This window comes from Telluria sp. LT2P80, assembly GCF_059685955.1.
Genome location: NZ_JCASIO010000001.1, coordinates 842,279 through 862,510 on the forward strand (window position 1 = coordinate 842,279; position 20,232 = coordinate 862,510).

Annotated in this window: 24 protein-coding genes; 23 read left to right on the forward strand and 1 reads right to left on the reverse strand. The window is 65.1% G+C overall.

Going from position 1 to position 20,232, the window contains the following annotated elements; genetic code table 11:
- Positions 1-4 precede the first annotated feature (4 nt).
- From AC56LW_RS03700 to AC56LW_RS03755, 12 genes are all read left to right on the forward strand, one after another.
- On the forward strand, positions 5-1,129 hold the full coding sequence (locus tag AC56LW_RS03700) for a type II secretion system F family protein (RefSeq protein ID WP_499631745.1): 1,125 nt from the start codon (positions 5-7) through the stop codon (positions 1,127-1,129).
- Positions 1,130-1,270: 141 nt separating this feature from the next.
- Positions 1,271-1,828 (forward strand): type II secretion system protein, encoded by a 558-nt coding sequence (locus tag AC56LW_RS03705; protein WP_499631748.1) that lies wholly within the window; start codon positions 1,271-1,273, stop codon positions 1,826-1,828.
- A gap of 59 nt (positions 1,829-1,887) precedes the next feature.
- The gene (locus AC56LW_RS03710) at positions 1,888-2,400 is read left to right on the forward strand and encodes a hypothetical protein (protein ID WP_499631751.1); all 513 of its coding nucleotides are present in this window, start codon (positions 1,888-1,890) and stop codon (positions 2,398-2,400) included.
- A gap of 2 nt (positions 2,401-2,402) precedes the next feature.
- Positions 2,403-2,855 carry a hypothetical protein gene (locus AC56LW_RS03715; RefSeq protein ID WP_499631754.1) on the forward strand — a complete coding sequence of 151 codons (453 nt, stop codon included), beginning with the start codon at positions 2,403-2,405 and terminating at the stop codon, positions 2,853-2,855.
- Positions 2,852-3,358, forward strand: coding sequence for a PulJ/GspJ family protein (locus AC56LW_RS03720; protein WP_499631757.1), 507 nt, complete (start codon positions 2,852-2,854; stop codon positions 3,356-3,358). Before AC56LW_RS03715 ends, AC56LW_RS03720 begins: the two co-directional genes overlap by 4 nt.
- Positions 3,355-4,230, forward strand: a complete 876-nt coding sequence (locus AC56LW_RS03725) for a DNRLRE domain-containing protein (RefSeq protein ID WP_499631759.1) — start codon at positions 3,355-3,357, stop codon at positions 4,228-4,230. Before AC56LW_RS03720 ends, AC56LW_RS03725 begins: the two co-directional genes overlap by 4 nt.
- Positions 4,231-4,285: 55 nt before the next feature.
- Positions 4,286-5,398, forward strand: coding sequence for a pilus assembly protein PilM (gene pilM, locus AC56LW_RS03730; protein ID WP_499631762.1), 1,113 nt, complete (start codon positions 4,286-4,288; stop codon positions 5,396-5,398).
- Positions 5,391-6,062, forward strand: a complete 672-nt coding sequence (locus tag AC56LW_RS03735; protein ID WP_499631766.1) for a PilN domain-containing protein — start codon at positions 5,391-5,393, stop codon at positions 6,060-6,062. The genes pilM and AC56LW_RS03735 overlap by 8 nt, the downstream gene beginning before the upstream one ends.
- A complete protein-coding gene (locus AC56LW_RS03740) occupies positions 6,059-6,592 on the forward strand; it encodes a GspMb/PilO family protein (RefSeq protein ID WP_499631769.1) in 534 nt (177 codons plus the stop codon). The genes AC56LW_RS03735 and AC56LW_RS03740 overlap by 4 nt, the downstream gene beginning before the upstream one ends.
- Entirely contained in the window at positions 6,589-6,933 is a 345-nt protein-coding gene (locus AC56LW_RS03745) for a hypothetical protein (RefSeq protein WP_499631772.1), read from the forward strand. The genes AC56LW_RS03740 and AC56LW_RS03745 overlap by 4 nt, the downstream gene beginning before the upstream one ends.
- Positions 6,930-8,273, forward strand: coding sequence for a type II secretion system protein GspD (locus AC56LW_RS03750; protein WP_499631775.1), 1,344 nt, complete (start codon positions 6,930-6,932; stop codon positions 8,271-8,273). The genes AC56LW_RS03745 and AC56LW_RS03750 overlap by 4 nt, the downstream gene beginning before the upstream one ends.
- A gap of 87 nt (positions 8,274-8,360) precedes the next feature.
- A complete protein-coding gene (locus AC56LW_RS03755; protein WP_499631778.1) occupies positions 8,361-9,329 on the forward strand; it encodes an IS1595 family transposase in 969 nt (322 codons plus the stop codon).
- Positions 9,330-9,354: 25 nt separating this feature from the next.
- Here the strand turns inward: AC56LW_RS03755 and fliE are convergent, their stop codons facing one another.
- The gene (fliE, locus tag AC56LW_RS03760) at positions 9,355-9,729 is read right to left on the reverse strand and encodes a flagellar hook-basal body complex protein FliE (RefSeq protein WP_183555708.1); all 375 of its coding nucleotides are present in this window, start codon (positions 9,727-9,729) and stop codon (positions 9,355-9,357) included.
- 189 nt (positions 9,730-9,918) lie between these two features.
- Between fliE and fliF the strand changes: the two genes are divergently transcribed.
- The 11 genes from fliF to fliP all read left to right on the forward strand — a co-directional run bounded on the left by fliF (position 9,919) and on the right by fliP (position 20,223).
- Entirely contained in the window at positions 9,919-11,619 is a 1,701-nt protein-coding gene (fliF, locus tag AC56LW_RS03765) for a flagellar basal-body MS-ring/collar protein FliF (RefSeq protein ID WP_332532376.1), read from the forward strand.
- On the forward strand, positions 11,612-12,616 hold the full coding sequence (gene fliG / locus AC56LW_RS03770; RefSeq protein WP_183555710.1) for a flagellar motor switch protein FliG: 1,005 nt from the start codon (positions 11,612-11,614) through the stop codon (positions 12,614-12,616). The genes fliF and fliG overlap by 8 nt, the downstream gene beginning before the upstream one ends.
- Positions 12,616-13,377 carry a flagellar assembly protein FliH gene (fliH, locus tag AC56LW_RS03775; protein ID WP_499631782.1) on the forward strand — a complete coding sequence of 254 codons (762 nt, stop codon included), beginning with the start codon at positions 12,616-12,618 and terminating at the stop codon, positions 13,375-13,377. The genes fliG and fliH overlap by 1 nt, the downstream gene beginning before the upstream one ends.
- Position 13,378: 1 nt before the next feature.
- The gene (fliI, locus tag AC56LW_RS03780; RefSeq protein ID WP_499631785.1) at positions 13,379-14,803 is read left to right on the forward strand and encodes a flagellar protein export ATPase FliI; all 1,425 of its coding nucleotides are present in this window, start codon (positions 13,379-13,381) and stop codon (positions 14,801-14,803) included.
- Positions 14,804-14,843: 40 nt separating this feature from the next.
- Positions 14,844-15,287: a flagellar export protein FliJ gene (gene fliJ / locus AC56LW_RS03785; RefSeq protein WP_332532379.1), complete on the forward strand. Its 444-nt coding sequence runs from the start codon at positions 14,844-14,846 to the stop codon at positions 15,285-15,287.
- A gap of 25 nt (positions 15,288-15,312) precedes the next feature.
- The gene (locus AC56LW_RS03790; RefSeq protein ID WP_499631788.1) at positions 15,313-16,605 is read left to right on the forward strand and encodes a flagellar hook-length control protein FliK; all 1,293 of its coding nucleotides are present in this window, start codon (positions 15,313-15,315) and stop codon (positions 16,603-16,605) included.
- 199 nt (positions 16,606-16,804) lie between these two features.
- Positions 16,805-17,326, forward strand: coding sequence for a flagellar basal body-associated protein FliL (gene fliL, locus AC56LW_RS03795; protein ID WP_499631791.1), 522 nt, complete (start codon positions 16,805-16,807; stop codon positions 17,324-17,326).
- Between the two features lie 12 nt (positions 17,327-17,338).
- Positions 17,339-18,322: a flagellar motor switch protein FliM gene (fliM, locus tag AC56LW_RS03800; protein WP_183555716.1), complete on the forward strand. Its 984-nt coding sequence runs from the start codon at positions 17,339-17,341 to the stop codon at positions 18,320-18,322.
- Positions 18,323-18,369: 47 nt separating this feature from the next.
- A complete protein-coding gene (gene fliN / locus AC56LW_RS03805) occupies positions 18,370-18,813 on the forward strand; it encodes a flagellar motor switch protein FliN (RefSeq protein WP_332532382.1) in 444 nt (147 codons plus the stop codon).
- Positions 18,810-19,493, forward strand: a complete 684-nt coding sequence (gene fliO, locus AC56LW_RS03810) for a flagellar biosynthetic protein FliO (protein WP_499631794.1) — start codon at positions 18,810-18,812, stop codon at positions 19,491-19,493. The genes fliN and fliO overlap by 4 nt, the downstream gene beginning before the upstream one ends.
- Positions 19,483-20,223 carry a flagellar type III secretion system pore protein FliP gene (gene fliP / locus AC56LW_RS03815; RefSeq protein ID WP_258835324.1) on the forward strand — a complete coding sequence of 247 codons (741 nt, stop codon included), beginning with the start codon at positions 19,483-19,485 and terminating at the stop codon, positions 20,221-20,223. Before fliO ends, fliP begins: the two co-directional genes overlap by 11 nt.
- Positions 20,224-20,232 lie beyond the last annotated feature (9 nt).

Below are 20,232 nucleotides of genomic sequence, written 5' to 3' on the forward strand. Positions count from 1 at the left end.
CGCCATGCCGATCGAACTCGACGCCGCCGGCCCGGGCCCCGACCCGGCCCGCAAGACCGCCCCGTCAGCCGCCTCGTGGTGGACCCTCGGCGCGCGCCCGCCGGGCATGCGCGAACGGGCGCTGTTTACCGAGCGCCTGGCGCTGCTGCTCGAGACGGGCGTGCCGCTGCACACGGCGCTGCAGTCGCTGCACGACCAGACCGAGCCGGGCCAACTGCGCACGATGATCGGGACCATCGGTGACGACATCCTGGCCGGTGAACGCTTTTCGTCGGCGCTCGGGCGCCATGCGCTGTTCCCGGGCAGCTATGTCAACCTGATCGCGGCCAGCGAGGCCGGCGGCTTCATGGCCGAGGTGCTGGTGCAACTGGTCGAGCTGGACGAAAAAGAAGAGCGCCTGCGCGCGATGCTGGTCTCGGCCCTGTCGTATCCGGTGATCCTGCTGACGTTTTCGTTCGCGGTGGTGGTGTTCATCCTGACGTTCGTGTTCCCCAAGTTTGCCGTCATGTTTGCGTCGATCCATGACCAGTTGCCGATCACCACGCGCGTGCTGCTGGTGGTGAGCGAGGTACTTACGGGGCATGGCGCGATTGTCGCGGCGCTCACGGCCGGCGCTGTTGGCGCGGGCTGGGTGCTGATGCGTCAGCCCGGCGTGCGCGTCGCGCTCGACCGCGCCAAGCTGCGCCTGCCGGTCGTGCGCGACGTGTTCGCCAAGATCTATCTGACGCGCCTGCTGCGCGTGATGGGCATTTCTCTCGAACACGGTGTGACGATCCTGGCCACGCTCGAGGCCTGCCGCGCAGTGGTGACCAATGCCGACTTCCAGCGCTTCATCCTCGACCTTGAACGCGACGTCACCGAGGGCAAGGGCATCGCTGCCGGCTTTGAACACAGCGATTTCGTGCCGCTGTCAGTGCGCCAGATGATCGCCACCGGCGAGGCGACCGGCACGCTGGGGCGCGTCATGACGCGCGTGGCCGATTCGTACGACCGGGAATTGACGCGCCTGCTGGCGCGCCTGACGAAGATGGCGGAACCCGTGATGCTGCTGGTGATGGGTGTCCTCGTCGGCACCATTGTCAGTTCGCTCATCTTGCCGATATTTAAATTATCACGCGCTGTGCACTAGAGCGTTACTCAAAAACCACACTTTTTCACACGATTGAAGAGTTAGTGCCGAACGGAAACATGCTCATGTTACGCTTCGGCATTACCTTTTTTAACCATGCAACGTCTTGTAAAGACGCTTGTTCAACTAATTAAATTTTCTATGTCGAGCTCATTCAAGCGCACCGCCGCCGCCGGTTTTACCCTGATCGAACTGCTGATCGTTGTGATTATTCTTGCAATTATTTCTGCGATTGCGATTCCGCAGTTTTCTTCGGCGACGTCAGATGCGCAACTTGCCGCTCTGGATACGAGTCTGGCCAATATTCGCAATTCGCTTGAGCAATACCGTGCACAGCATACGGGCAATGCGTATCCGGGCGAAAAGGCCGCAAGTGGCGGTGCAGGCTGTGATGGTGATGAAGGAACAGGTGGGGCTGGAACGCTCATCGCCATGGAGGAACAACTGAAATTCCCCTCGAATGCAGCGGGACAGACCTGTTCGATTGCTAATGCCGTCTACCGCTATGGTCCGTACCTTCGTCAGGGCATCCCTACTGAGCCAATCAACAATAATGCAACCATCGCATTCACGAGCACCGGTACCATGACGGCGCCTGCCGCCGAAGGAAAAGGATGGGCGTACGACTCCAAGACGGGCAAGTTCTACATGAACAGCTCTGCCAATGATCCTAACAGTAAGCCTTATTCGAGCCACTAAGCTGCAAGGTCAGCAAAATGCACAGGCATAACTGCGCAGGCTACACGCTGACCGAACTGATGATCGTGGTCGCCATCCTCGCCATCGCCGCCGTCGTCGCCATGCCGACGGCGCAACCGGTGGCGGAGTTTCGCGCTGATGCCGCCGCTGGCGAAGTGGTCAATGCGCTGCGCTTTGCCCGCGAGGGCGCACAGCACAGCGGCGAGGAGCGCCTGTTCGGCTGCAACGCTGCGGCCAATGCGATCGCCGTATACGCCCTTGTCACTGCCAAGACCACCACCACGGCGTCAAACATTCCCGTCGAACACCCATTCAACCGCGCACCTTATCAACTGACCCTGAACGCTGCCCCTTCGGGAAACACCATGGCTCTTGTGCGTTGCACCTTTACCTTCGCCGACAACGGCACCGCTGCGACATTGGGTTTCGACGCATCCGGCAATCCGGTGCGCGGTATCGGCAGCGGAGTGGCGCGCGCGAGCGCACTACGTTCGGGGCAGATCGTACTGGGTGCCGGCCATGTCGTGCGCAATGTCGTTGTCGACGGCAGCGGCCGCATAACGGTGTCCTGAGCATGGCGTCCACGATGCGCATGCCACCGGCGCGTGCGGCCGCTGGCATGACCCTGCTCGAAGCAGTGTTCGCCCTGTTGCTGCTGTCGGTCTGCCTGATCCCGGCCGCCAATGCGCTGCGCGGCGCCATCAATGTGCCCGCCGACAGCGCCCTGGCAGCGCGCGAACTCGACTGCGTCAGCACGCTGATGGAATCGGTATTGGCTGAACCCTATGGCAATCTGTACGCCGCCGTCGGCGCACCCGATGCACCATCGACCTATTCGACGCCGGCTGGCGCCAACGCGCTGCCGACGGCGCCCGATTGCCCCCCGATGACGGTCACCATCACCTCGTACGGCACTGACCGGACGCGCAGGCTTGATGCCACCGGCACCAGCAGCTACTTGCTGCGCGTGGTAGCGTTCGTGACGGCCGACGGCCGGTTTCCCCTTGCCACGCTGGTGGCGCAATGAACGCGCTTCGCCTGGAACGCGGCTATACGCTGCTCGAACTGCTCGTCGGCCTGGCCATCGCGGCGATCGTAATGCTGCCCCTGACCGACATGCTGCGTGCTGGTGCCGACAATGCGCGCTTCGTGCGCGCGGAACTGGACCGCAACGCGGACGCGCGCTTCGCCATCAACCGCATTGCCGCCCAGGCCACGCGCAACGGACCGGTGCCCGGACCGATACCCGGTCCGGCGACAGCCGGCACCCCTGCGGCCTGGCTCGCACCGCTGCAATACACGCTGCAGAACGGCATTCTGCTGGAAACCCACCCCACTGCCATCCCTGCGCGCCAGTCCGTGCTCGCCACGAGCGTGCAGTCGTTCGCCGTCGACATTCCCGACAACGGCGTGGGCCAACCGGTCCTGCGCATCGCCCTGGTACTGGCGCGCCCGGATTGCGATGGCAGCGGCGTGCAAGCCTGCAGCGTGACGTATGCACGCAGCGTGCGCCTGGGCGCGTCGCTATGAAGCCGCCGCGCCAGGACGGCGCCTTGCTGCTGATGGTCGCGCTGCTGCTGGCCACGCTGGCGGCGCTGGCATTCGGCATGCACCGCGCGGGAAGCGTCGAACTGCGCTCGATCAATGACGATTACGAAGGCCGCGCAGCAGCTTACGTGGCCGAAGCCGGGGTCGCCGCCGCGCGCTGGTCCAGCCAGGTCAACGATTGCAAGGACGCCAGCTACGTGAATCAACCCTTCGGCGCAGGCACCTTCACGGTATCGGCCAAGCAGAATTCCGGGCGGCTGGCGATCACCGCCAGCGGACAATTCAACGGCGCCGTGCGCACGCTCGAACAGCGCGACGTCCGTATCTACAAGCTGTCAGACCCGAAGCGTTTCGACATCGACGACGATGTGAAGGACACCACGATCGCGCCGCAGAGTCCGTCCCTCGACAAGGAGAACCTGCGCCTGATTTCAGACGGAGCGCACATCCTGATGTCCTGGAAGCTGGACGACATCGACGACGATGTGCGGGTACTCTCGGCCACGCTCACCCTGCTGCAGGCAAGCGCAGGCAGTACCGCTCGCAGGATCGCGGTGCACCGGGTCACGGCGAAGTGGGACAGCAGTGCGACCTGGACCAGGCCGCGCGCTGGTGCCAGCTGGAATGGCGGCGCTTATGACAGCGCCGTGCTGGCCAGCGCCACCGTGACCAGCACCAGCCCGGCCGTCCTGAACGTCACCGGGCTGCTTGACAGCTGGGCCGCCAAACGCTTCCCCGAGTACGGCCTGCTGCTGCGTCTGCCCGATCCGGGCCAGACTGCAACCTTCTACAGCAAAGAAGCGAGCGACAGCCGGCGCCCGCTGCTGCGCGTTGTCGCAGCCGACAAATGCTGATGAACGAACCCATGCATCCACAATCGCCTGGCGCCATGACTGGAGACGCCGCGCCATGACCCTCCATCGTCTTGTGGCTGGCCTGCGACGCCGCCTGCAGCCCTCAAGCACGCGGCCGATTGGCGCCGACTTCGCCGCCAACCGGCTCAACCTGGTACAGGCCGACTGGCGCGATGGCGGCTGGCGCCTGCGCGCCGCCAGTTCCCTGCCCTATCCGATGCCGCGCGACGTCCTGCTGGCCTCCCCGAAGGCGCTGGTGCAATTCGTCGATGCCGCACTGGCGCAGGCGCCCTTCCAGGGCCGCCGCGTGATTTCCGCGCTGCCCCCGGCCGACGTGCGCATCCTGCCGCTCACCGTGCATGTCGCTAGTGGCCAGACCGAGGCCCAGGCCGTGGGTCGCGCGGTGAGCGAGCAACTGGGCGAGCGCGCCGGGCAGCACGTCATCGATTATTACCAGGTGCGCGGCGCCGACATGGACGGCGGCGAGCGGCAGGTGCTGGTCGCTGCCGCGCTCAAGCACCGGGTACTCGATTACCTGGCGATGCTGGAACACGCGCGCCTCGAACCCGTCGCGCTCGACATCGGCCCGGCTGCCATCGGTCGCCTGCTGGCCACGCTGCACGGCAGCGACGTCGGCCAGTCGGTCGCGCTGCTCAATTTCGGCGCTGCCAAAAGCTACCTGACCGTGATCTGGGGCCGGCGCCTGATGCTCGATCGCGAGATTGCGTTTGGCGAAGACATGCTGGCGGGCGCCGTCGCGGGCGCGCTCGACCTGCAACCCGATACGGCCGCCAGCCTGCTGCGCCAGCACGGCATCGGCGCGCGGCCTGGCATGGCGGTCGACGATCCGCACATCGAGCTGCGGCGCGCGATCCGCGCCATCCTGCACCCGGCCTGCCAGGCACTGGCAGACGAACTCGCCCATACCCAGGTGTACGTCGCCTCGCGCACGCGCGGCAGCTCGATCAGCCGCCTGTACCTCAATGGCAGCCTGGCGCGCTACCCCGATATCCAGTCCCGGATCGCCGAGCTGATCGACGTGCCGGTGCACCTGCTCGATCCATTCGGCGCTTTCCCCGAATCGGCCAGGGACACGGCAGGCGAACAGGCGACGACATCGCTCGCGCTGGCCACCGGCCTGGCGCTGCGCGGAGGCGCCGATGGCTGATATCGACATGATCCCGCGCAGCTATCGCGACGGCGTGCGCGTGCGTCGCACGCTGCGCCGCGCCGGCATGGCGCTGGCGGCGATCGTCCTGGCCGCGGCGGCCGGCAGCGTGGCGCTGCGCTGGCAGAGCGCCGCGCTGGAGCGCCGCACGGCCACGCTGCAGCAGGCAGCCAGCGCGGCGCAGACCAGCCAGGCGCAGGCGGCCACTGCGCAGGCGGCGCGCGAGCGTCTCGTGCAGCAGCAGGGTTTGCTGCGCGCGCTGCGGCGCGAAGGCGAACTGGCCGCACTGGCCGCCGCCATCGACAGCGCCCTGCCCGCGAATGCCTGGCTGACCGCCATCAATCTGCAGCGCGACCTGCAACTGGCCACGGCGGCCCCGGCCACCGCTGCTGCCCCGGCCACCGCTGCGGCCCCGGCCCCGGACAGCCGGGCCACGACATTCGCCACCGGCAACGCCGATGGCGGCACGCTGGTGATGATCAGCAGCGTCGAGCTGGCCGGGCAGGCTACCGATTACAACGGCATCACGGATTTCCTGTCGAACCTGGGGCGCATGCCCGGCATGCATGGCGTCGAACTGCTCTCGAGCAGCGCCAATCCGTCGACGGCGGCGATCGATTTCCGCGCCGTGGTCATGCTGGTCCCGCCGGCGGAGGCGCCATGAGCCCGAAACTGCGCGACCTGCTCGCCGCCCTGCCCGCGCGCCAGCTCAATCTCATCGTCGGCGGCGCGATCGTCATCGCGCTGCTGCTGGCCTGGGCGCTGGCCCTGCGTGCGCCGCTGGCCGCCTACCGGCAGCACAAGGCAGCGCTGGCCGCACTCGAAGCAGCGGGCACGGCCACACCAGGCGCTGTACCGCCGATGGGCTTCCCCGCCGCCATCACGCCGGCACCAGCGCCCCCGGAGCCGCTGGCCCTCATCGCGGCGGTCAGTCGCATTGCTGCAGCGTCCGACGTGGCCGTATTGTCGGCAGCGCAAGGCGCGCAGCGCACCGTGGGCGGCGTGCGCCTGCTCACGGTCGAGATCGTGGCCAGCGCCCGCTACACCGCCCTGCTGGACTGGCTCGCCGCCATCGAACGGCAGCAGCCAACCGTGGGCATCCACCAACTGACCGTGGAAGCCGCAGACGACACCGACGACCGCGCCATCACCCTGCAGCTTGTCATCCACGACACTGGAACACCACCACCATGAAACACATCTTGATGCCGACGCTGGCGCTGGTTCTTGCCGGCCTGGCAGCCAATGTGCTGGCCACGCCGCCCCGCATCGTGCGCGATCCGTTCGTGAGCCGGCTCCCGGCCAGCGCGCCACTGGCCGCTGATGCGCCTGCGCCCGTGCCCGCCACGCCGCCACGCCTGCGCGCGGTGGTGCTCAACGGCGCGCAGTCGCTGGCCAATCTCGACGGCCATGTCGTGGCCACCGGCGAGCGCGTCGCCGGCTATACGGTCGTGCGCATCGATGCGCGCGGCGTGCTGCTGGCGCACGCCGGCAACCAGCACCTGCTGACCATGCAGGACAAGGACACCCAATGACGCCACGCTTCCTGCTCGTCGCCCTGTGCGCAGCATGGGCCTCGCTCGCACTGCCCGCAGCCGCGAACACGGCCGCGCTGGCCGTGGTAACAAAAAGCACGGCCACCTCACCGGTACCGCTGGCCCCGGTGACGATGTCGTACACCTTCCGCGACACGCCCATCGAGGAATTGTTCAACATGATTGCGCGCAGCGCGCGCATCAATATCGTGCTGGGCAAGGGGGTTGGCGGCAACGTCTCGATCAACCTGTACGACATGACGGTGCGCGAGGCGATCGAGGCAATCGCCGAAGCCGGCGGCTTTGCGGTGACGGAACGTGCGGGCGGCTTCCTGATTTCGGACCCGAAGGTGGCGCTGCCTGAGCGCGGCGCCATTCTGCAGGTGAAGGCGATGAAGGTGCGCTACGCCGACGTGACCAAGGTGGGCGCCATCCTGGCGCGCCAGATCGGCGTGCCAGGCACGGTGACCGTGCTCGACCAGACCAAGACGCTCGTGGTCGAAGCGACAGCGGCGGGCCTGGAGCGCGCCGCACTGGTGCTGCGCGAAATCGACCGCGCGCCGCAGCAGATCCTGATCGAAGCGAAGATCCTGGAAATCACGCTCGACCAGAACGAGAACTTCGGGGTTGACTGGTCACGCGTGTTCAGCGGAGACGGTCCCGACACGGTGGGCACGACGGGCTTTGCCACGCGCGCCGGCCCGCGCTTTTTCCTGAATCTAGTCAACGGGAATATCGAAGCCTATCTGAGCGCGCTGAGCAACAAGGGCCGCGTGCACACGCTGGCCACGCCGCGCCTGCTGGCCCTCGAGGATCAGGAAGCGAGCACAAATGTCGGCGACCAGCTGGGCTATCGCCTGACGACGACGATCAACAATGTCACGTCCGAATCGATCGAGTTCCTCGACACCGGCGTGATCCTGCGCGTGACGCCGTCGGTGGACGCCGACGGGCGCATCATGATGAAGATCCGGCCTGAGGTCAGCTCAGGTTCGGTATCGGCCGGCATTCCATCGAAGAAGACCACCGAAGTGAACACGCAGCTGGTGGCCAGCGACGGACAACCGGTGCTGATCGGCGGCCTGATCAAGCGCAGCCGTACCTACCGGCGCTTGGGTATCCCATTGCTGTCGGATATTCCGGTGATTGGCGGCGCCTTTGGCAGCACCGACGACGGCGGCGCTGCCACCGAAACGATTGTCGTCATCACGCCGCGCATCGTGCCGTCCAGTGGCCCGGCCATCGACGGCGTTACCGAACGCACGCTCCAGCAGGCCGAGCAGACCATGCGCACGCGCGGCGATATGCTCGACCGCAAGCTCGATACGCTCGACCGCTAAGGCGCAGTCAACATTAAATAGGGCCGAGCTTTGAACTGATGAGCAGTCTCGTGGTCCAACCCCTGTCGCCAACGTCAGGAGTCGGTCATGAAAACGCCCCGTTTCAAGCGTTGGTTCGCCAACTTGCCGTCGCTGAACGGGCCACAGCGCGGGCAAGTGCTTGATGCCCTGCATCCTGCAGCCGGTCTCGACCAAGTTGTCGCGTTGATTGCGCAAGCCCGGGCGCCAGGACGCTGCTGCCCCAGTTGCGGCAACGAACGCTGTCACCGGCACGGATTTGCCAACGACCTGCAACGCTTTCGCTGTTGCGTCTGCGGTCGCACCTTCAACGACCTGAGCGGCACGCCACTGGCGCGACTCAGGCACAAGGCCAAATGGCTCGCGTATTCGCAGGTGCTGCTCGATTCACTGCCCGTGCGCAAGGCAGCGGACCGGGTCGGCGTGCACCGCAATACCGCTTTTCGCTGGCGTCATCGCTTCCTGCGTTGGGTCAAGCTCGACCGGCCGGCATCGCTGAATGGCATCGTCGAAGCCGACGAAACGTTTTTGCTCGAATCGCAAAAAGGCGCGCGCACGCTGGATCGTCCTGCGCGCCGGCGCGGCGGGCGCGCCACCAAGCCCGGCATTTCGCGCGAATTGGACTGCATCCTGGTAGCACGTGACCGCAACGGGCGCACGCTCGACGCTGTAACGGGCCGGGGTGCGCTGAAGGCGGCACACCTCGAACGCGACTTGCTGCCCAGGCTCGATCCGCAGGCACTGCTGGTAAGTGACAGCAACGCCGCCTATCGGGCCTTTGCACGCAGGCACAAGATCGCGCATGAAACGGTCAATCTGCGCGCTGGCATAAGGGTCAGGCGTGGACTTGCCGGCGCCATCCACGTGCAGAACGTGAATGCCTATCACGCGCGCTTCAAGGCCTGGCTACTGGGTTTTCGCGGCGTGGCGTCACGCTATCTGAGCAATTACTTGGGGTGGCGCTGGGCTCTGGATGGCGGCCGAGTCATTTCACCAGAACAATTGATGCGCATTGCAATCAGCGTCATCAACAGATAACTCTGACTGAGCCACCGCTAGGTCATTACACCTGCATGTTCATGATGTCCTGATAGGCCGAAATCATCTTGTTGCGTACCTGCACAGTCGCCTGGAACGCAATGCTCGATTTTTGCATCGCCACCATCGTGTCCGACAGGCTGACCGTATCGTCGCCCATCGTGAACCGCTTGCTCAGGGCTTGCGCCTCGGCCGAACGGTCACTCACGCCCTGCAGCGTGCTGTGCAGGGCTTCCGCAAAATCGAGCTTGACCGTGGGTTTGCCCCCGATCGCGCTCGCGCCGCCCAGGCCATTGGCCACCTCGGGCGCTGCCGACGCCTTGGTCGCTGCCGCCTTGAGCTGCTCCATCATGGCCTGGATCCGGCTTGTATCAATCCCGCCGATGCCGCCAATACTCATCTTGTCCTCCGCTTGTGTTCGCCTTGCAGAAAACTCTACAAATGCACTCAGGAAAGCAGAATAGCAGCGCAAAAGCGAATTTGACCTGCGAATCAGGCCCGTAAACGCCCGCTATTTCGGGGTTTGAATGTTGCCCGGTGGCTCCATAATGCGTGCTGTCCCCACCCATTTTGACCAGGCCCCTCCACCATGGCAGCAACTGCTGAAAACCTTATCGACACGCCACCAGGCACGCCGGCCCCCGCTACCCCGTCGTTTTTCCAGACGACCATGGGCAAGCGCGTTGCCGTGGGTGGTGGTGTCGCGCTCATTCTGGCGTTGATGATTGCGGTCTGGATGTGGAGCCAGGCGCCGGAGTACCGGATCCTGTTTGCCAACTATAGCGACCGTGATGGCGGCGCCATTACCGCGTCGCTCGACCAGATGGGTGTGCAGTACAAGTTTTCGGAAGGCGGCAACGCGATCCTCGTGCCGGCCGAGCAGATCCACGACCTGCGCCTGAAGCTTGCGGCCCAGGGCTTGCCGAAAGGCGGCAACGTCGGCTTCGAGCTGATGGAAAACCAGAAGCTGGGCGTCTCGCAGTTTCTGGAACAGGTCAATTACCAGCGCTCGCTCGAAGGCGAGCTGGCGCGTTCGATCCAGTCGCTGGGTTCGGTCGCCGCCGCGCGCGTCCACCTGGCATTGCCAAAACCGTCCGTCTTCGTGCGCGACCAGCAAAAGCCGACCGCGTCCGTGTTGCTGAACCTGCAGCCGGGCCGCGCGCTCGATCCGGGCCAGGTCAGCGCCATCGTCCACCTGGTCGCCTCGAGCGTGCCGGAACTGACCACCGGCAACGTCACCGTCGTCGACCAGAACGGCGCGCTGCTGTCCGATACCAGCAACAAGGGCGCGGGTGGCAAGTCGCTCGATCCGACCCAGCTCAAGTACGTTGACCAGGTCCAGCAGAACATCATCAAGCAGGTCGAGTCGATCATCAAGCCGCTCGTCGGCGAAGGCAATGTGCGCGCCGAAGCCACCGCCGAGGTGGACTTTGCCCAGGTCGATACGGCCGCCGAAATGTACAAGCCAAATTCGCCACCCGAGCCACAGGCGATCCGCAGCACGCAGAGTTCGGAAGTGGTCGGCGCAGGTGGCGCGGCATCCGGCGTGCCGGGCGCGCTGTCGAATCAGCCGCCAGGCGTGAACACGGCGCCGATCGAGGGCGCACCGCCGGCCGAAGGCGCGCAGCCGAGCGCCCCGACCAGCAAGAACTCGACGACGAATTACGAAGTCGACAAGACCATCCGCTACGAGCAGCGCCCGATGGGCGGCATCAAGCGCCTGACGGTTGGCGTGGTCGTGAACCACCGCCGCATCGTCGACCCGGCCACCGGCAAGGTCACCGTGCGTCCGCTGGCTGCAGCCGAAGTGGCCCAGATCAATGAGCTGGTCAAGCAGGCGATGGGCTACAACCAGGCGCGCGGCGACACGCTGAACGTGACCAACGCGCCGTTCGACGGCGTGGACAAACCGGCCGAGGCAGTGGTAGAACCGACCTGGTGGAGCGATCCGGCGAACTTCCCGCTGTTCAAGGACCTGGCCCGCTATGCCTTCGTGGCTGCCGTGATCGCCTTCCTGTACTTCCGCTTCCTGCGCCCGCTGCTGCGCCCGGCCATCAAGAAGTTCGACGAAGCCACCGCCGTGCCGGAAGAGCCGAAGGAAGAAGAAAAGGACGAGAACGCCGAAGAAGAAGTCGCCGACACGCCAGCCGAAGAAGCGATCAAGGAAGAAGAAAAGATACGCCAGGACATGGGCTACCGCGCCAACCTGAAAATGGCGCAAGAGCTGGCAAGCAAGGATCCGCGCATCGTCGCCAACGTGATCAAGGGATGGTTGGGTTCAAATGAGTGATAAAGACAAAGACAATACCAACAAGGCCGCCATCCTGATGCTGGCCCTGGGTGAGGCCGAAGCGGCCGAGGTGATGAAGTTCCTCGGCCCGCGCGAAGTGCTCAAGCTGGGCGCCGCGATGGCGCAGATGAAGGCAGTGCAGCACGAACAGGTGGTCACGGTGCTCGAAGACTTTGTCACCGAGACCAATCTGCACTCGACCGTGGGCCTCGATTCGGACGAGTACATCCGCCAGGTGCTGACCAAGGCGCTGGGCGACGACAAGGCGGCCGTGCTGCTCAACCGTATTCTCGGCGGCAAGGACGCGTCGGGCATCGAGAGCCTGAAGTGGATGGACTCGGTGTCGGTTGCTGAACTCATCCGCAACGAACACCCGCAGATCATCGCCACGATCCTGGTCCACCTCGAGCGCGACCAGGCCTGCGAAATTCTGGCAAACTTTACGGAACGGCTGCGCAACGACGTGGTGCTGCGCATCGCGACGCTCGACGGCGTGCAGCCGGCGGCGCTGCGCGAACTGAACGACGTGCTGACCAAGCTGTTGTCAGGCAATGAGCACATCAAGAAGTCGTCGCTGGGCGGTGTGCGTACTGCGGCCGAGATCTTGAACTTCATGAGCGGCGAGCAGGAATCGGCCGTGATGGACAACATCAAGAACTACGACAACGACATGGCGCAGAAGATCATGGACGAGATGTTCGTGTTCGACAATATTATCGATATCGACGATCGTGGTATCCAGTTGCTGCTGCGTGAAGTACAGTCCGACATGCTGATCATTGCGCTCAAGGGCGCCTCGCAGGATCTGCGCGAGAAGGTGTTCAAGAATATGTCGCAGCGTGCCAGCGAAATGATGCGCGAAGACCTGGAGTCGAAAGGTCCCGTGCGCTTGTCTGAAGTGGAATCCCAGCAGAAGCAGATTCTGCAGATCGTGCGGCGACTGTCCGATGAAGGCCAGATCGTCCTGGGTGGTAAAGGAGAGGATTCGTTCGTCTGATGGCAATTTCAAAAGAACAGCAGAGCGCCTACCAGCGCTGGGAGATGGCCTCGTTTGGCGACGAGCGCCCCAGCACGCTTGCCCGGCGCGCTGCTGAGCAGCCATCCCCGCCCCCAGCGCCGGCGGGCGTGTCCCTGAACAGCCTCGGCCTCGGCCTGCCGCCGAACGTGATGCTGCCCAGCGTCGAAGAACTCGAAGCGATGCGCGAGGCGGCGCGCCAGGAAGGCTTTGCGCAGGGCCTGGACGAAGGCCGCACGCAGGGCCACGCTGAAGGCCACGCCGAAGGGCATGCCGAAGGTTTCGCTGCCGGCAGCGCCGAGGGCGAACAGGCCGCCATGCAAGAACTCGAACAATTGCGCACGGTCGCCGCCAGCTTCGGCAATGCCGTGGCGCAGGCCGACGAGACAATCGCCAAGGATGTGCTCGACCTCGCGCTGCGCCTTGCGCGCGGCATGGTACGCACCGGCCTGGACGTGCGGCCCGAACTGATCATGTCGGTGGTGCGCGACGCCATCAACCAGCTGCCGATCCTGCAGCAGCCCGCCCTTCTGATGCTCAATCCGCAAGACGCCGAACTGGTGCGCCATGGCATGGCCGAAGAACTGGCCACCGGTGGCTGGCGCATCGTCGAGAATGGCTCAATCGCGCGCGGCGGCTGCCGCGTTGAAACGGCCAGCAACCAGATCGATGCCCAGGTCGAGGCCCGCTGGCAACGCCTGACCCACGCACTGGCCGCCAATGTCGACTGGCTGAGCCCGTAACATGGACGACCACACCACCCTGCACCCGCCCGAGGTGTCTTCGCACGACCGCCACACGGCGCGCTGGAAAGCGTATATCCGCGACTGCGACACGCTCGTCAGCTTTGCCGAGCCGCTGCAGATTTCGGGCCGCGTCACGCGCGTGGCGGGCTTGGTGATGGAATGCGTCGGCCTGCGCTTGGCCGTGGGAGCGGCCTGCACGATCCCCACCGCCAGCGGCCAGATCGAGGCCGAAGTGGTCGGGTTCGAGGGCGAGCGCCTCTTTTTGATGCCGCAAAGCGACACCGAAGGCGTCGTGCCCGGCTCGCGCGTGTTCCCCGTCGAAAGCGTGCTGCCGCCGCCGGGCAGCGTGCCGCACGGGCGGCGCCGGCCGCAAGACCGCGCGCGCCACCTGCCGGTGGGTATCCAGCTGCTGGGCCGCGTCGTCGATGGCGCCGGCCGGCCGCTCGATGGCCTGGGGCCGCTTGGCACGTCCGACATGGCGCCACTGAACGCCCGCCCCGTGAATCCGCTCGACCGCGCGCCGATCAAGGACACGCTCGACGTCGGCGTGCGCGCCATCAATTCGATGCTGACGGTCGGCCGCGGCCAGCGTCTGGGCCTGTTTGCCGGTACCGGTGTCGGTAAATCGGTCCTGCTCGGCATGATCGCGCGCTACACCGAAGCCGAGATCATCGTCGTCGGCCTGATCGGCGAACGGGGCCGCGAGGTGAAGGAATTCATCGACCAGATCCTGGGCCCGGAAGGCCGCGCACGCTCGGCCGTGGTCGCAGCACCGGCCGACTCGCCGCCACTGCTGCGCCTGCAGGGCGCGGCCTACGCCACCGCGATTGCCGAGTACTTCCGCGACCAGGGCAAGAACGTCATGCTGATCATGGATTCGCTGACCCGCTACGCGATGGCGCAGCGCGAAATCGCGCTGGCGATCGGCGAGCCGCCCGCGACCAAGGGCTATCCGCCATCGGTGTTCGCCAAGCTGCCGGTGCTGGTCGAACGGGCCGGCAACGGCCTGGAAGGTGGCGGCTCGATCACGGCGTTTTATACCGTGCTGTCCGAGGGCGACGACCAGCAGGATCCGATCGCCGATGCGGCGCGCGGTATTCTCGACGGCCACATCGTGCTCAACCGTCACCTGGCCGAAGCGGGCCACTATCCGGCCATCGACATCGAACAATCGATTTCGCGCGCCATGCACTCGATCACGACGCACGAGCACCAGCTGGCGGCGCGCAAGCTCAAGCAGCTGTATTCGCGCTACCAGCGCTCGCGCGACCTGATCAGCGTGGGCGCGTATGCGGCCGGCAGCGATCCGGTGCTCGACATGGCGATTGCCAAGAACACCGAGATCGAGGAATTCCTGTGCCAGGAAATCCACGACAACGCGTCGCTTCCCGAGAGCTTGGGGCGATTGACCACGTTATTCTAGTGATTGCGGGCAACGTCATGCCGGTAGAATGTAATTCACCATGGCACAAGCTTCCGCTCTCGAAACACTGATCGACCTGGCGCAACGCGATTCCGACGCGGCCGCCAAGCGGCTCGGTGCGGCCCTGAAACTGGTCGAGGACGCCGAACAGAAGCTGGCCATGCTGGTCGGCTACCGCGACGAATACGCGCGCAAGCTCGACACCGCCCAGATGGACGGCATCACGCCTTTCGCGTACCACAACTTCGTTGCCTTCATCGGCAAGCTGGACCACGCATTGAATGGCCAGCGCGAAGTGCTCAAACACGCGCAGAACAAGGCGACGTTCGAGCGCACGACCTGGCAGGAAAGCGAGCGCAAGCGCCTGTCCTACCGCACGCTGAACGAACGCGCAGCAAGCGAAGCACTCAAGGTCGAGAACAAGCGCGACCAGAAGCAGATGGATGACCACGCAGCCCGTGGCGCCCGTTACAAACAACGCTGAACCAACGTCGATAGTCGAGTCCACCATGACGATGCAGACCAACACCCTTCCGTTCCAGATCACCGGCGCCAACGCCACGACGCAGCGTCCGGCCACGCCCGATCGCCTGGCCGACGCAGCACGGAGCAGCGGCACTGGCGGATTCAGCGCCACGCTGAACCGTGAAATGGCCACACGCCAGCCGGCAGCGCCGCCGCAACCAGCGGCGCAACCTAAACCGGCGCAAGGGCCAAAACCGGCAAACGCCGACAAACCGGCCAACCGCGATCCGGTACGCGACGGCCCGACCCGCTCGACCATCCGCCCGCCAATGCACGACGGTGACGCCAAGTCCACGCAGGCGGCCAGCAGCAACACGGCAGATGCAGCAAGCGATGCCGACGACGCGGCCGCAGCAGAAGCGGCCGCGGCGGCAGCGGCAGCCACCACGCCGGTCACCGACATGCTCGCCTTCATGGCCAGCCTGAACCAGCCGGCCAGCGCTGCTGCCACCATCAGCACCGACGCCGCCGCAGCCGGCGCCGCCACGGAAGGCGACGCACAGCTGACGGCGCTCGAAACGGCGCTCGACAACATGAAGGCCATGACCACCGGCGCCACCGACGACACGGACGCCGCCGGCGGCAAGGGCCAGGCACTCGCCAGCGGCGTGCAGCAGGCACCTGCCGACCTGCGCACCACCCAGGCACCCGGCACCGCGCTGCCACAGGGCGAGCAGGATGTCGGTCAGTTCCAGGCCCAGCTGCGCGAGACCCAACAGCAGCAACTGCCAGTGGCCGAAGAAGCCCCGGCCCCGCTGGCTGCACTGCAGGCCCAGGCGGCCAAGGTCGATGCCACGGGCAATCCGGCGATGCCGGGCGACCGCATCCCGGCACGCCTGGGCACCCAGGCCTGGGACAACCAGGTCAGCCAGCGCATCGTGTACATGGTCGGCAAGGAACAGGCGGCCACGCTGACCCTGAACCCGCCCGACCTGGGCCCGGTGCAGATCGTGCTGAACGTGACCAACGACCAGGCCACCGTGGCCTTCTCGTCCGACCAGCTCGACGTGCGCCAGGCGCTTGAAAACGCCCTGCCCCGCCTGCGCGAAATGATGAGCGAAAGCGGCATCGCGCTCGGCAACGCCACGGTCGACGCCAATGTGCCCGACGGGCGCCAGCAGCAGCAGGACAGTGACCGCCGGGCGCAGGGCGGCCAGGGCGGCGCCGGTGGCCTGACGGGTGACAGCCAGGATGCCGCGCCGGCCGTAAACGAGGTCGCGCCGCGTACGCGCACCGTCTCGATCGGCGACCGTGGCATGGTCGATCTGTTCGCCTGATGCCGCATTGGTGTCCCGGGGGCGGCCGCGCGGCCGCCCTTTTCTATTCTGTCATCGCGCCTCAGCAACAATCACACGGATTACCACGGCTTCCACCCTCTATTCGAGGCTTGCTGGGACGCATCTTTCCACGACAATGCCATAATGATGAACCCTCACCAACCAGCGGCAAAGACACATCTTGAAAGCGAATCCGAAAATGAAAGCTGATCCGAAAGCGGACACCGCAGCGGCACCTTCCGGCTCGAAGAAAAAGCTGATCATCATGATCCTCGCCGCCGTGCTGGTACTGGGCGCAGGCGCCGGTGCAGGCTGGTACTTCACGCAGGGGTCAGCGGCCCATGGCGAAGAAGAAGACGCGCCGGCCAAGGAACACAAGAAAAAGAAAAAGAAGAACCCGGACGCGAAAGCCGAATACGTGCCGATCGAATCGTTCACCGTGAACCTGCAGCCGGAAAACGGTGAACAGTATTTGCAAGTGCAGTTCACGCTGCAAGTGGCGGGCGCCGAGCAGGCCACGCTGGTCAAGGACAATATGGCGATCGTGCGCAATCGCATGCTGTTGCTGTTGTCGAGCAAAAAGGCATCCGAGATCAGCACCGTCGAGGGCAAGCAGCAGCTCGCCACCGAGATCCGGACGGCCATTACCGAACCCTTCGAGAAAGATGGCGACGAACAGGAAGTGTCCGACGTATTATTCACCTCGTTCATCATCCAGTAAATCCAGACAAACATGGCCGATAATTTCCTCTCCCAGGAAGAAGTCGATGCCCTCTTAAAAGGGGTCAACGGCGATCAGGACGACATCTCGGCGCCTGAAGACACCTCGGGGGTCCGCACCTACAACCTGGCAACGCAGGAGCGCATCGTGCGCGGCCGCATGCCGACGCTCGAGATCATCAACGAGCGTTTCGCCAGGTATTTGCGGATTGGGTTGTTCAACTTCCTGCGCCGCAGCGCCGAAGTATCGGTCGGCTCGGTGCGGGTGTCAAAATACAGCGAGTTCATCCGCAACCTCGTGGTCCCGACCAACCTGAACCTGGTGCACATGAAGCCGCTGCGCGGCACGGCGCTGATGGTGCTCGATCCGGGCCTCGTGTTCCTGCTGGTGGATAACCTGTTCGGTGGCGACGGGCGCTTCCACACCCGCGTCGAGGGCCGCGACTTTACCCAGACCGAGCAGCGCATCATCATGCGTATCCTCGACATCATCTTCGAGGCCTACGCCAAGTCGTGGGAGCCGGTGTTCCCGGTCGAATTCGAGTTCATCCGTTCCGAGATGAACACGCAGTTCGCCAACATCGCCACGCCGAACGAAGTGGTCGTGTCGTGCACCTTCACGGTGGAGCTGGGCTCGGTGTCGGGCCAGATCCACTTCTGCATGCCGTATTCGATGATCGAGCCGATCCGCGATGCACTGACCTCGAGCCTGCAGGGCGAAGCGCTGGAAGTCGACAAGCGCTGGGTGCGCCTGATGACGCAGCAGATCCAGGTCGCCGAAGTCGAGCTGGTGGCGGTGCTGGGCCATGGCAAGGCCAACTTCGACGAAATCCTCAACATGAAAATCGGCGACGTGATCCCGATCGTGGTGCCCGAGATGGTGCAGGCCACCGTCGACGGCGTACCCGTGATGGACTGCAGCTACGGCGTCTTCAGCGGGCAATACGCGCTCAAGGTCGAGAAGCTGCTCGCCAATAGCGACACATTCAACAAGTAATCGGTATATTGGCGAGGCGCGCAGCGCCCGCCGCACAGGAGAACACCATGTCCGACAATCAGGAAGACCAGGAAAATATCGACGACGATTGGGGCGCAGCCATTGCCGAACAGGCCGCGGCCGAAGCGGCAGCACTCGAACGCCAGACGTCCTCTGCGGCCGCCGCACCGGTGGCCGCCGCAGCCGTGTTCAAGGATTTTTCGAACAAGGGCGCGCGCAACGAAACGCCGAACGATATCGACTTCATCCTCGACATCCCGGTGCAACTGACGGTCGAACTGGGCCGCACCAAGATCGCCATCAAGAACCTGCTGCAACTGGCGCAGGGTTCGGTCGTCGAGCTCGATGGCCTGGCGGGTGAACCGATGGACGTGCTGGTCAACGGCTGCCTGATCGCCCAGGGCGAAGTGGTGGTCGTGAACGACAAGTTCGGCATCCGGCTTACTGACATCATCACGCCATCCGAGCGGATTCGCAAACTCAATAAATGATCGCACGCCGCGCCGCCGCCAGCTATTCCACGACCATTGCGGCGCTGCTGCTGGCGGCGCCGCTCGCGCTGGCGCAGCAGGCAGCGCCAGCCAGTGATACCACCACTGGCCGGCCGGCGACACCCGCGGTACCGGCGCCGGCCACGGTGCCCGCCGTGACCGCACCGCCGGTTGCTGCGCTGCCGGGCGATGCTGCCGTGCCTGCAGAACCTGTAGAAGCTGCGGCAGTGACAGCGACCACGCCGGCGCCATCCACCACGACCACCGCCCCTGCCATCACGCCGATGCGCCCGCCGCCGCAAGTCGCGCTGCCGGCATCGGGCGGCTCCGGCGCGGCCGGCCTGCTGCAAACGATTTTCGCGCTGCTGCTCGTGCTGGGCCTGTTGATCGGCCTGGCCTGGCTGCTCAAGCGCTACGGCCCCAAGCCGGGCGGCGGCCTGGCCAACCTGCGCGTGGTCGGGGCGCTGAATATCGGCGGACGCGAACGTATCATGGTGGTGGAAGTGGGCGACCAGTGGATTGTCGTCGGCGCCGCCCCGGGCCGCGTGAACGCGCTCCACACGATGCCGCGCCAGGACGTCGACCTGGGTGCAGGCACGGGCGCCGGACAAGGCAGTCTCCCCGCCACACGCTTTGCCGACTGGCTCAAGAACACGATGGACAAACGCAATGCGTCATAAACACCTGTGGCTGGCCGCTGGCCTGGCCCTGCTGCCGCTGATCGCGGCGGCCCAGCCCGGCATCCCGGCGTTCCAGAGCAGCCCGGCAGCCAACGGCGGTACCGCGTATTCGCTGCCGGTGCAGACGCTGCTGCTGCTCACCTCGCTCACCTTCTTGCCCGCTGCCCTCCTGATGATGACGAGCTTCACGCGCATCATCATCGTGCTCTCGCTGCTGCGCCAGGCGCTTGGCACCCAGACCGCGCCGCCGAACCAGGTGATGGTGGGGCTGGCGTTGTTCCTGACGTTCTTCGTGATGGGGCCGACGTTCGACCGCATCTACAGCGAAGCGTATCTGCCGCTGCAGAACAACCAGATCCAGATGACCGAGGCCATGAACCGGGGCGCCGTGCCGCTCAAGGAATTCATGATCAAGCAGACGCGCGAATCCGACCTCGCGCTGTTCGTGAAGATTTCGCGCTCCCCGGCGCTGCAGGGCCCCGAAGACATTCCGCTGCGCGTACTGATTCCCGCGTTCGTCACCAGTGAACTCAAGACGGCGTTCCAGATCGGCTTTGCGATCTTCATTCCGTTTTTGATCATCGACATGGTGGTGGCGTCGGTCCTGATGGCGATGGGCATGATGATGATGTCCCCGGCCGTCATCGCGCTGCCGTTCAAGCTGATGCTGTTCGTGCTGGTCGACGGCTGGCAACTTCTGCTGGGCTCGCTGTCCCAGAGCTTCTACTAGAGGACGCCG